15 protein-coding genes are annotated in these 11138 nt (G+C 31.2%); 3 read left to right on the top strand and 12 right to left on the bottom strand.

Translation table 11 applies throughout. From position 1 onward, the window contains the following. Positions 1–29 precede the first annotated feature (29 nt). Positions 30–710: an HAD family hydrolase gene (locus tag DG435_RS00570; RefSeq protein ID WP_106794867.1), complete on the top strand. Its 681-nt coding sequence runs from the start codon at positions 30–32 to the stop codon at positions 708–710. Between the two features lie 134 nt (positions 711–844). Here DG435_RS00570 and DG435_RS00565 read toward each other — a convergent pair whose 3' ends face one another. Together DG435_RS00565 and DG435_RS00560 are read right to left on the bottom strand one after the other, a co-directional pair. Continuing rightward, complete coding sequence (locus DG435_RS00565) at positions 845–1378, bottom strand: GNAT family N-acetyltransferase (RefSeq protein WP_106794868.1); 534 nt, start codon at positions 1376–1378, stop codon at positions 845–847. Positions 1379–1421: 43 nt separating this feature from the next. Beyond that, positions 1422–1817, bottom strand: coding sequence for a lysozyme inhibitor LprI family protein (locus tag DG435_RS00560; RefSeq protein WP_106794869.1), 396 nt, complete (start codon positions 1815–1817; stop codon positions 1422–1424). Positions 1818–2261: 444 nt separating this feature from the next. On the opposite strand from DG435_RS00560, the gene DG435_RS00555 reads away from it, so the two are divergent. Continuing rightward, positions 2262–2768 carry an RNA polymerase sigma factor gene (locus DG435_RS00555; RefSeq protein WP_106794870.1) on the top strand — a complete coding sequence of 169 codons (507 nt, stop codon included), beginning with the start codon at positions 2262–2264 and terminating at the stop codon, positions 2766–2768. Between the two features lie 74 nt (positions 2769–2842). After that, positions 2843–3355, top strand: coding sequence for a hypothetical protein (locus DG435_RS00550; RefSeq protein ID WP_234387190.1), 513 nt, complete (start codon positions 2843–2845; stop codon positions 3353–3355). Positions 3356–3490: 135 nt separating this feature from the next. Here the strand turns inward: DG435_RS00550 and DG435_RS00545 are convergent, their stop codons facing one another. From DG435_RS00545 to DG435_RS00500, 10 genes are all read right to left on the bottom strand, one after another. Then, positions 3491–4702 (bottom strand): alpha/beta hydrolase, encoded by a 1212-nt coding sequence (locus DG435_RS00545; protein WP_106794872.1) that lies wholly within the window; start codon positions 4700–4702, stop codon positions 3491–3493. A gap of 123 nt (positions 4703–4825) precedes the next feature. Beyond that, positions 4826–5560: a LytTR family DNA-binding domain-containing protein gene (locus DG435_RS00540; protein ID WP_106794873.1), complete on the bottom strand. Its 735-nt coding sequence runs from the start codon at positions 5558–5560 to the stop codon at positions 4826–4828. A gap of 87 nt (positions 5561–5647) precedes the next feature. Continuing rightward, positions 5648–6139 (bottom strand): hypothetical protein, encoded by a 492-nt coding sequence (locus DG435_RS00535; protein WP_106794874.1) that lies wholly within the window; start codon positions 6137–6139, stop codon positions 5648–5650. A gap of 210 nt (positions 6140–6349) precedes the next feature. After that, the gene (locus DG435_RS00530) at positions 6350–7156 is read right to left on the bottom strand and encodes a class I SAM-dependent methyltransferase (protein ID WP_106794875.1); all 807 of its coding nucleotides are present in this window, start codon (positions 7154–7156) and stop codon (positions 6350–6352) included. Positions 7157–7429: 273 nt separating this feature from the next. After that, positions 7430–8332, bottom strand: coding sequence for a class A beta-lactamase, subclass A2 (gene bla / locus DG435_RS00525; RefSeq protein ID WP_199852732.1), 903 nt, complete (start codon positions 8330–8332; stop codon positions 7430–7432). Positions 8333–8412: 80 nt separating this feature from the next. Further along, positions 8413–8883 (bottom strand): hypothetical protein, encoded by a 471-nt coding sequence (locus DG435_RS00520; protein WP_108840538.1) that lies wholly within the window; start codon positions 8881–8883, stop codon positions 8413–8415. A gap of 63 nt (positions 8884–8946) precedes the next feature. Further along, positions 8947–9381: a hypothetical protein gene (locus DG435_RS00515; protein ID WP_106794347.1), complete on the bottom strand. Its 435-nt coding sequence runs from the start codon at positions 9379–9381 to the stop codon at positions 8947–8949. Between the two features lie 182 nt (positions 9382–9563). Then, positions 9564–9872, bottom strand: coding sequence for a hypothetical protein (locus DG435_RS00510; RefSeq protein ID WP_159025731.1), 309 nt, complete (start codon positions 9870–9872; stop codon positions 9564–9566). A 13-nt stretch (positions 9873–9885) separates the two neighbouring features. Next, positions 9886–10476, bottom strand: a complete 591-nt coding sequence (locus tag DG435_RS00505) for a YdeI family protein (RefSeq protein WP_106794345.1) — start codon at positions 10474–10476, stop codon at positions 9886–9888. A gap of 98 nt (positions 10477–10574) precedes the next feature. Next, positions 10575–11120 (bottom strand): MOSC domain-containing protein, encoded by a 546-nt coding sequence (locus tag DG435_RS00500; RefSeq protein ID WP_106794344.1) that lies wholly within the window; start codon positions 11118–11120, stop codon positions 10575–10577. Positions 11121–11138: the final 18 nt, after the last annotated feature.

Here is an 11138-nt window from a genome sequence, read left to right as displayed (position 1 = left end):
TCTGTGAATACTTAAAAAACAATTATTATATGTCGATAAAAAAGAAATACGAAGGAGTTATTTTTGATTTAGATGGAACGCTTTTAAATACCTTAGGAATATATACTCATATCATGAATGAGCTTATGAAAAAAAATAATTTCCCAACTCATACCATAAAAAATTATCGTGAGTTTATTGGGAATGGAACTAAAAATCTTATAAAGCAATCAATTCCTACAATAGATAGAAATGAAAAATTAATAGAAGACTTATTAAGTGAGTTTCGTTTAATGTATGAAAATTTGTATACTCAACATTCTGAAGTATATGTGGGTATTTTGGAGATTTTAGAAGAATTACAATCCACAGGAATAAAATTAGCATTATTATCCAATAAGTTTCATGATTTAACATGTAAATGTGCAAGTCATTTTTTTCCAAATATCAAATTCGATCATATTATAGGTCAATCAGACATACATAAAAAACCGGATCCAAAGGGTATTTTAGATATTTCACATTCTCTCAAAATATCTTTAGATCGATTGGTATTAATTGGAGACACAGAAGTAGATTTAGTTACTGCCAAAAATGCAGGTGTTGATAGCATTGCCATTACCTGGGGGTTTAGAAATGAAGAAAAATTGATACCATTATCTCCAAACTTTATAGTAAGAAGCTCTAATGACTTAAAACAACTGTTACTAGATCAATACGTAGCTTTATAAAAGAAAGATGTTACTCCTTTTTCTCGTAACTAAATTTTGTAGTAGCATTATTTAAACAAACTCTTTATCTATACTTATCATTAAGTCCTATACCATCGAGTATCTAAAGGAACATTTTTCACACAAGTTAAAGATTAGGGTTTATTTCTTGCTATAAGCTTTTTATCACACCAATACCAAGCAACATCCTCACCTTCAACTTCATAAGGCGCAAATTTATCAAATTCCATCCCAACTTTTTCCATTACTCTTATAGAAGCTATATTTTCTTTCATAGCAATTGCTATTATCCGTCTTAATTCGAGTTTATCAAATCCGTATCTCAAAATTGCGTGAGATGCTTCTGTTGCAAAACCCATCCCCCAATATTTAGGTGAGAATCTATAACCAAGATCAATTTCATCAAATTCAGGCAGATACGCTAAACCAGCCCAGCCAACAAACTGCATCCCATTTTTTAGAAAGGTAGCCCATCTTCCATATCCATACTTTTTATAGTCGTAAATTCTTGTCTGTATTGCCTGTTCCATTTCTTCTATAGATTCAACCAGAGGTTCTCCCGTATACTTTTGTACGTCAAAATTAGAATGCAACTGAAACATTTCCTCTTTATCATCCAAGGTAATTTCCTTTAACAATAATCTTTCTGTTTCTATCAAAGTTTTCATTTTATTGCTTATAACGGTTAATGTAAAAATTGGCGACTGGTTTTTATTTCATTTTAACTGAACCTGAACAAACATCTCCTTCCTCAATTCCAATTAACCAAATTTTTAATTTTTCAATTCGCTCTTCGGTCAGTTCTTTCAAAAAATAAGAAACGCACATTGGGTAAACACTTCCATATTCGGTTTGTTTATTTTTAGCTGGGAATTTCATTTCCAATTCAGCATCTCTGTAAGAAATCCAAATTCTTTGTGTTTTTTTAAGTCGGTCAATAAAAATTGTGTCAGATTTATATTCTGTCAATATATTTTGATAAACTTCATTAAGTTCTGTATCAGCTTTTTGATATTCGTTATTCGCATCTTTATTCATTTCCGATTGAGTCTGCGAAAAACAAGTCAATTTAAAAGTCAAAAATAATATTAAAAATAATCGGTTCATTTTTCAGTGTTTTGTTTCTTTAGCTTGTTGCCAACAATGTATAAGAAATGTAAGGCAGTTGATAAGCAATACACTTCGGATTGGTACTAAGCCAAATATAAATATTTTGCTTTTATCTTTTTTCTCATAAACGTCAAATTTTATATTTGGCGACTTTACAAATAACACAGACCTTTTGGATTAAGCACAAAAACCTATCTTTTCTTACATATTGTTATCTTCTGTAGAGACACGTAAGAGTAAGCAATTAATTTTTTAAGTCTGTCTTTTATCTGATTGAATAAGCTCATCGTAATAGCTACGTCAGAGTCAAGTGCGTCTTCGCGTACCAGCAAGAAAACCTGTTGTAATGAAAAGCCTTTAGTTATTGATTAAAAAATAGTATACTAAAGTGTCATATTTTGAAAACTATGGTAACTAAAATAGTAGAGACAAGCTTTAACAATGAGAAAAGAACGTGAAACTATATTTCTTAATGCCTTAGAAGAAAATCAGGAGAAACTATTCAGAATTTGCTCGATTTATTCAAAAGACCATGAGGATGCTAAAGACCTTTTTCAAGAGGTTTTGGTTCATGTATGGAGGTCGATAGCTACCTTTAAAGGTAATTCATCTCTTAGTACATGGATGTTCAGAATAGCCTTAAACGTTTGCCTTCGTTTTAAATCCAAACACACTAAAAACCAAAACAGATTTATTAGACTAGATAGTATGACTATTGAAAATCTTAGTTCGGAAGAAAGAATCGGAGGCGAGAATGAAAAATTAATTAGTCTAAGAAAATGTGTAAAAAAATTGAATGAAGGTGATAAGGCGATTGTTGCACTTTACCTGGAAGGATTAGCCTATAGGGAAATTTCTAGTATTCTAGGCTTGTCCGAAAATAACATAGCCGTAAAGGTTAAGCGAATAAAATCTAAATTATTGAACTGTATAAATGAAATATTATGATAGAAGATGAATTAATTAATATCTGGCAATCGTCTAGCAATCAGGAACGTTTAAAATTTGAAAAATCTAAATTGATGCTAGAATTACAATCGAGTTTAGGACGTTTACACCGTTGGTGGAAGTATATAGAACGGGTAAATGTTATTTCTGCATTGATAACTATTCTGGCATTTATGTTCATTGTTTATTGGGCTCCTTATATTTCCATGAAAATTGCGTCGGTACTCGTCATAGTGTGGTCAATATATGTTGGAATTCGAATGTCTGGCGTAAAAAAATTCAAGCCGAGCGACCTTGAAGAAAGTTACCTACAATACTTAGAAAAGACCAAAGTCTACCTTCTAGCCCAAAAGAAAATGCTTGAAACTTGGTTAAATTGGGCTATTTTGACTATTTACCTCATAGTTCCTTTGTTTTTTGTTGGTATTTGGGAAAAACCTTTAGCACGATATATAGGGGTCGGAGCATTTTTGGCTTTGGTCGGAGTAGGAATTTATGAATACTATTTGAGCAAAAGAAGAGTAGAGAATGAAATTATACCGAGAATTAATAGAATTGATGAATTGATTGAAAGTTTAGAAGAATAAATCAAATATATGATTCTAGTCATTGAAACATAATATTTGAATATTAAATCTGTAATTTCAGATTACATCATTTGTTTTTCATTAATAATTTGAAGTATAAATGACTGATTCATTGTAACATCTGAGATCACAGTTTTATTTAGTCAGTTTTTTGAGTTTTTTTAGAGCGTCTGTATTGCCATCTATCTCAATAGCTTTTTTGTAATACTCAACAGCGGCTTTCTTCTTTTTCTCTTTTAAGTAAAAATCTCCCATCGCCACATAGCTTCTAGATTCGTCTGGATAAAAGTGAAGATTTACATCAAGATAAGCTTTTGCTTTTTCAGGTAGCTTATGTACATCTAAAATAAAGAATGCTACCTCATTTACAAATTCCCATTCTGGTTTCATATCACGTTTAAAATGTGTACTCAAGGTTTTAAAATGAGTATAGTAAGGTTCAGTAAGTTCTTTTGCGCTATATCCTTTTGGAGTATTAAAAAGCCATCTTGCTTTAAATTTATACCAACTAAATAAGTTTTTTATGCCAGAATACATTGAGGGAATGATGAGACTCCTGTGGTCATCATAAGGATAATACTCCCAAGTAGCATCAAGGTGTTGTTTGTTTTCTACCAAGATATCGTGAAAGTTAAGATTGGCTCTTAAATGTTCGGTATGTCTATCATTCATCCTTCTTACTCTTACGGTATCTACTGAAGTGCTATTTGCGACAGCAACGTGAAGTGATTTGTCTTGATAGTTATTTTTTTGGAGTAGTTCTTCAGATGTATCTACAAATATCTGATCATCCCAGGAAACGGCTGGATCAATAGCTAGATACTTGTCAAAAACACGTGGATCAGATACATAGGTATTTACTACAAAAAGACCTGCAAGAGAATGTCCTACGATAGTACTCATTTCATCCACGGGGTATTTGTTTTTAAGATATGGAGCTAGCTCACACTCCATAAAGTTTATAAAATTTTCATACCCTCCTGAATTTTCAAATGGCTCTCCGGGAGAAGCTGGGGCATCAGTAGGAGTAAAATCTCTAATTCTATCTGTATTTGGAATCCCTACAACAATGGTCTGTGGCATATCCCATTTTTCTAGATGGCTTACAATACCAGCAATTGGAGAAAATTGCTCCGGAGCATCTAAAATATATAATACAGGGTATTTTTCACCTTCTTTACCTTCAACTGGAAGATGCACCCATATCTCTCGATGTTCTTTAAGAGTTTCTGAGCAAATAGAATCTACAGTGGCGATGATAATTTCTTTCTTTCCGTTTTTAGAAAATTGTGCTTTGGTCTGAAAATGTATGCTTATAATGACAACTACTAGTAGTATGTTTTTCATTTAAAAGTGATTTTATGATGATTATTTGACAGGCTTATCACAATGTAAAAGTACATTCAAAAAACCTTCAAACCGCTAAAAAATATGGGTTTGGTACGAAAAGTTATTTATTAGGGACGAAAATTATAAGGTTAAAATAACCTCTTTGTAATTTTTAGAAACAACTACTTCCATTTGGGTTACATAAATCGTATTTTGGTTTTTCCAAGATTTAAAATGAGAAGGGTTTATAAAGTGAGAACGATGCACTTGTATTAAAAAAGGAACAGTTTGATGAATTTTTTTTAGAGAAGATCGTATAAGTTTTGAACTCAAAGCATCATTATCTAAAAAGAAAATCTCAACATAGTTTTGTGAACTCGAGACAGATATTAAATCTGATGGATATAGTTTAAGTATGTCTAACTTATTATCTCCTTTTATAGTGAGCATGGTTTCTTTAGGAGGAATGAGTTTTACAACATATATTCTAGCGAGTATTAGGATAGGAATTAAGACAATAGAGGTCTTTGCCATTAAAAATGAGAAGTAAGAAAAGTTGTAGGCAGAGTTTACAAGATCGCTTTTAGAGTATGCATACAATACAATGGTAAAAAACAGACAGTAGCATACTATGGTAATAATCTCAAAAGTCACATTCCATCTTAAAAGCTTTTGATACAACTTATTTTGTATGACAGCTACAATAGCATAACACAAGAAGCTAAACAGACCAAACCCAATACTTATAGGAACCCATTCATAATCTAATATAGCATCGTCAAAGGGTCTAATAAAAAAACCAAAACAAAAAATCCAAAAACCTATAAATAGCCCAATAAGTAGGTGATGTTTTATGGATGGATTAAGTTTATTCATTTATTAATAGTATTTGGTTTTTAAATTAAATTTTGTTTTAACTCTCTGTCACAATGAATTATAGCCATTGTTGTGTTTAGTATTTTTTTATTGAGAATTTTTAAAAGTATCCTCAAAATATTTTGTCCATTTTCCGTCAACTAATTGTTCTCCATATTCTCGAAAACCGCCGTCCAAAGTTCTATTGAAAATAAATCGATTCTTTTCATTACTCCACACTATTAATTTTCCATTTCTATACTCCGCAGGATATCTAGACACACCTCTTTTAGAAAAAGGGTAATAATAGTATTTATTGTCTTTTTCATCATAATAAATTATTGTGTGTAACTGCAATAATTCGGTGTTCAACTCAATAACCAAAATGCTCTTGTCTAAATCATAAGTGATTTTTTGGTATGCCGAACCTTGTTTGGAAACAATACCTTTTTCATAAACTTTCGATGTTCCAATCCATTCACCAACCATAAAGTTTAGTAATTCCATTTTCTCTTGTTTTTCATTTTGACTAAAAACAGAATTAGTTAGTAAAAGAAAGGCAGTGAGATAATAGTATTTAGTAATTATTCTATAGTTCATATTTGTTAGTTTAATATTAAGTACAACGGCATTGTATATGAAATGTGCGATTCTTTAAAAACACAAATCTTTCATCTGTGATTGCTTTTTTATAGTATGGAAGAACTCAAAGATAGCCAAATCTTGAGCATTTTTTATATATTCTGTTGTGCTTAGTTTTTCAATTTAATACTGCGTCTATATAAACATGCTAGAGTAAGCAGAGGCTTATCATTTTCTTAATACATAATGATAATAAACCATCTTACCATTACTCAATTCCTTATGGATGTTCGAACCCTTAACTCCTGCAAAATCATTCAACGGCTTTTTTAACCAGCCCTTTACCATATTTTGAAAGAATGCTAACTTGAATTCGTGAAATGCATCCATTGCATTGACCACTTCCTTCGAGATCAATTCCTTTTTAAGCACTTCAAATCCTGCATCATTGAAAGTCTTATCAAGTTCTTCGATCTTTTCTGAGGGACGTAGGTCTGCAAACAAAAAATACCCGCCAGGACGTAGCACTCTGTTAACTTGCTCCACAAACTTTTTCATGGATCCGTAGCAATGTGACGATTCTACATTCACAATCGCATCTACACTTTCATTTCCCAACGATAAGTTTTCTGCATCACCATGAATAAAGGTTAATCCTTCCACCGAATGATGTTTATTGCAGAATTTGATTGCATTTTTAGAGTAATCAATTCCAATCATCGTCTTTGGTTTAAGATATCGTTTAATGTACGACGAACCTCCTCCACGTCCACTACCAACTTCTACTACGTCTTTATCCACAAGATCTACAGCTGTTGCCACATGGTGGTATAGCTGAATCATATACCGGTCACGCTCTTCCTCCTCTTTCAATGGAATTTCAATAGATTCATTGCAAGATTCGTATCCGTAGTTCATATAAGTCCACTCTTCTGTTGGATACTTCTTTGACAGATACTCATATAGTTTTTTCCAGACTGCTCGTTTCAGTCGTGGAGAAATTTTAAGAAAGAAAGAAAAAATATTGGTAAGCATAGGTTAGCAATAAGTGTTAACAACATATTGAAATTGAACGTACTAAGTTAGAAATATTTTTATATCAAAGTAGTTACAAAAAGGGATGTTCATCATGTTAGATTAAATACAACGTTTCGTATATGAGTAGTAGTGGATTTCTACTCACTAACTTTTCAGTTTTGCACTGACCTTTGTTATATGTTTATATTTTGTTTTATCGCTTAAACCACTATTACTTATGCGCATTGTTACCTACTAGCATTTTTAATATTTGATTAGGATAATCTATAGTTACTCATCTATGAAATAATCCCAAGCTGCTTTAGAAATATCAGATATTATTTTCTCGTTAGTTTCAAAATCTTCTACTGATTCAGTGACAAAAACGCTTATAGTAAAGTATTCTCCATTAGGTAGAAAAACAATTCCGATATTATTTACTGCGGCAGTTATACCTGTTTCTTTATGTTTTCCTGACCAGCCAGTTTTATGTGCAACTACCGTCTCTTTAGGTAATTGTCCCCTTAGTCTGTTTTTTCCTGTTTTGGTTCCTTTCATTATATTCCATATGAAATCATAGCTTTCTTTGGAAAGTAAACCATTTTTGTTTTCATAAAATGTTGCCAGTATCTTGTTAGCTTCTTTTGGTATTGTCCAATTTAGAAATTGAGAATCCCAATTATTTTGCATGGTCTCTTCATTTATCTTAACAGCAAATTCCCTAAAACCGAGACTCGAAAAATAATTTTCAACAGCCTGTGGTTCTCCAAGAAGTTTTAACAAAACATCACAACCAACATTGTCACTTAAAGCGACGGTATACTCTATGATTTCCGCTATGGTAAATTTGCCACCTTCTGGATATTTTTTTCGAATTGGACTCCATAGTCCAGGCAACAACTCACTTTTCTTAATGTCAATTTTTTGGTTTAGAGAAAGGTTGCCTTTGTCTATTTCAGATAAAATTGTCAATGCAATTGGAAACTTGAATACGCTTTGCATTGGAAAGTGTCTTTGACCATTGATACTTAGAGTATCTTTAACTTCAATACCATTAATTGCGACTCCAACAATTGCTTTTTTAGTATTTATAATACTGTCAATTTTTTTTCTTAATGTTTCAATTTCTTGAGAATATCCTTTTGAGAAAACTATTAAAAAGAGTAAGAATATAATGGGTGTTTTTTTTAGCATAATTTTTATTTTGCTTACAGATAACGTCTTTTGTATGGTGCGTTTGCTACCCGAAGGAAGCAAATGAACTATACAAATTGTTAGCTGCTTTTTATTTTTATTAGTTTATCAATTCGTCTTTTGTTTTTCTGCTGTAATAAAGATGGATATAAATTCATTAAGACATTAACAATCATAATCACTTGTCCAAATGAATAGTTTTCCGTAATGCTTTTATATGAGGCAAAAAAGGTTACGAATACAAATCCGATTAAATGACTTATTTCCGCAATTGTCATTTCTCTTCGTATTTCAGTCAAATCTATTTTCTGGTTTTCTAATTTTATTTTTTGGTTAAAAAATTTGAAAAAGGTGTTTTTTACAATCCATTTAAAATAATTGATTCCAATATTTTTATTTATAGTTTCACTAGTAATAAAATTCAGATTAGATATCTTTTTATAAAATTCAGTTTTCAAAAGGATTGCATTAATAATCATTCCAACTATCCATGAAATAAATGATATTGATATTCCAAATATTAAGCCTGCTATTAAGTACTTCGTTGTCATCTTTTCAAATTGTAGTTAACATTTAATATATGTTATTGTACAACGTTTTCATATTAATCCAGTTTATTCAGCAATCCCCCAAATCGCATTATTTTCAGCACCTATGAGCCAGCTTTTCTTCTTTCCACTAATTATAGTATCCTTTAAAGAGTAAATTAAATTAAGGCTAACATTATTCCGTGGATCTTCTTTTGGAACAATCCTTAAATTTTGTCCAACTTTAAAAGTTCGTTCTTCACATCTTGAAAGAACTGTAACAATATTTGGTAATGAGGTATTATTAGTTTTTCCGATTAGAATAGCATATGGAATTCCCTCAGTAAAACAATGAAAATTGTTTTCATGAAATTCGGTTAACTCCAAATCAAATGGTTGTGCGATTTCCAAGAATTTAAATTCCATTTTTCCATTCTCAGAATTTTCAATGATTACAGTTTTCGATTTACAACTGAAAAGTAATATCATCGCTACAATTAATATTTGGTTCTTTTTTTTCATATGTTATACAACGTTTAATATATGTGTTGTAGCTGTACATAATGTTACCTAACTATCGACATTTTCTGCGCATTGGTTGCTAGCTTTTGTTTTTTGCAAGCATTGCGCCCTCATAAAAATACAAGAACCAATCGATTAATCACTAATCAGCTATGATCATATATATCGTGTTGCCCCAATGTTTATTTTTCATATCCGTGTTTCTTTTTCCAGTCAGATATTTCTATTTCGTCTTCTGGAGAAAGTTTTAACCGTTCCTTTTCAGATGTATTAAATCCGTAAAGAAAGATTCCTATCCAAAACAAAGCTCCCGTCAAAAGTAAAATGAGTCGTTGTTTGAATTTTAGTTTAAAGTTTTCATTCCGTAATTCGATAAGATCTTTTCCAACCGTCCACTTACCAACAAGAATAAAAGGAGCAATCGCAAAAATGTATAACATTCTTAGTTTAGAATAACCTTCTGATTTATTTTGCTCTAAATTGTTTTGCAAAAAATAGTATTTTTTATCGATACTTATCATTCAACCCAATACCATCTATTATCAATGGGCTTATTTTCTCTAATCTTGATATACGAGTAGCTTCTCGCTTTGCTGTAGCAATATATTCTGCGTATTCTTTTTGTTTGAAAGGAGTTAGTTGTTCAAAAGATTTTTTTAAATTATCATTGACACTCAGTGCAGTTAATAATTCATAAGGAATCTCGATTGTTTTTGACCTTTCTGGTTTGATTTCTTTGCCTTCTTTTTGATTTCTAATTGCTTCTTTTACATACTGAAATATCAATTTTTCATCTATATCATCAGTAGTATTAAATCTCCATTGTCGTAAACCTTTGGTTTTTCCTTCTTGAGCATTTAACAACTTCTTTGCCTTATCTTCTAAAAATACACCTTGATAAAACCAAATACCTACATAGGATTTAAATGCTCCTATTCCTATTACATTTTTTCCATTAATAGTATAAACCGGAATTCCCCATTTTATAGTCTCTTCCATTTCTGTAGTAAGCATTATTGATCTTAAGATTTCTAATGCTTCTTTCCATTCTTCTTTCTTTGAAATAAATTCTTCGACTGATTTATTTTTTTGCATAGCCCCAGGTATTAAATTTATGACCGAAACCAGTTAATATAACCAACTTCTAAGTTTCAAAAAACTATCAAAATTGAAGAGATATATTATCGTGTTTCCTATACTCTTTCTAGTTTAAGATATGGTTCTTCGGGTAATAAAATTTCAATTTCGTCTTCAACAGATATTTCTCCACCTTCTACCACTACTCCCATAACACCAGCTTTTCTTATTAAATCCCCATTCTCATCAATAACCAAAACAGCTTTCATCAATCCTTCTTTTATAGAATTTAATTGATTACAAGGGTTTCTTAAACCAGTTATTCTAATTTTCACTTTCTTACCAAGCTTTAGAATAGTACTCTTAGGAAGACTTAATAAGTCTACCCCGATAGTAGTAATATTCTCTCCCATCTCCCCTTTCTTGATATAAAATCCTTTCTCCTTCAATTCCTCAAATAGTTCAGAATGAATCAGGTGTACTTGTCTTAAATTTGGCTGAGTAGGATCCTTTAATACTCTAGATCTATGTTTTACTGTTTTTCCCATATGGGCATCTCCTTTAACGCCCAATCCTTTGATAAGCGTTATATGCTCGCAACTAAATTTATTAAAAGTGTGAGATTGACTCTTGCTTACACCTAGTATCTTTCCTTTCCTCATTTAGTATATAATACGCCA

It is taken from the genome of Aquimarina sp. Aq78 (genome assembly GCF_900299525.1).
GTDB lineage: Bacteria > Bacteroidota > Bacteroidia > Flavobacteriales > Flavobacteriaceae > Aquimarina.
This window is presented reverse-complemented; position numbering and strand designations above follow the sequence as displayed.

Bases quoted from the DNA above. Each gene is read 5' to 3' on its own strand.
- bla (WP_199852732.1), bottom strand. From the start codon at position 8,332: ATGCTAAAAAAAACACCCATTATATTCTTACTCTTTTTAATAGTTTTC.
- DG435_RS00570 (WP_106794867.1), top strand. From the start codon at position 30: ATGTCGATAAAAAAGAAATACGAAGGAGTTATTTTTGATTTAGATGGA.
- DG435_RS00535 (WP_106794874.1), bottom strand. From the start codon at position 6,139: ATGAACTATAGAATAATTACTAAATACTATTATCTCACTGCCTTTCTT.
- DG435_RS00500 (WP_106794344.1), bottom strand. From the start codon at position 11,120: ATGAGGAAAGGAAAGATACTAGGTGTAAGCAAGAGTCAATCTCACACT.
- DG435_RS00505 (WP_106794345.1), bottom strand. From the start codon at position 10,476: ATGCAAAAAAATAAATCAGTCGAAGAATTTATTTCAAAGAAAGAAGAA.
- DG435_RS00530 (WP_106794875.1), bottom strand. From the start codon at position 7,156: ATGCTTACCAATATTTTTTCTTTCTTTCTTAAAATTTCTCCACGACTG.
- DG435_RS00550 (WP_234387190.1), top strand. From the start codon at position 2,843: ATGCTAGAATTACAATCGAGTTTAGGACGTTTACACCGTTGGTGGAAG.
- DG435_RS00520 (WP_108840538.1), bottom strand. From the start codon at position 8,883: ATGACAACGAAGTACTTAATAGCAGGCTTAATATTTGGAATATCAATA.
- DG435_RS00545 (WP_106794872.1), bottom strand. From the start codon at position 4,702: ATGAAAAACATACTACTAGTAGTTGTCATTATAAGCATACATTTTCAG.
- DG435_RS00540 (WP_106794873.1), bottom strand. From the start codon at position 5,560: ATGAATAAACTTAATCCATCCATAAAACATCACCTACTTATTGGGCTA.
- DG435_RS00515 (WP_106794347.1), bottom strand. From the start codon at position 9,381: ATGAAAAAAAAGAACCAAATATTAATTGTAGCGATGATATTACTTTTC.
- DG435_RS00565 (WP_106794868.1), bottom strand. From the start codon at position 1,378: ATGAAAACTTTGATAGAAACAGAAAGATTATTGTTAAAGGAAATTACC.
- DG435_RS00560 (WP_106794869.1), bottom strand. From the start codon at position 1,817: ATGAACCGATTATTTTTAATATTATTTTTGACTTTTAAATTGACTTGT.
- DG435_RS00555 (WP_106794870.1), top strand. From the start codon at position 2,262: ATGAGAAAAGAACGTGAAACTATATTTCTTAATGCCTTAGAAGAAAAT.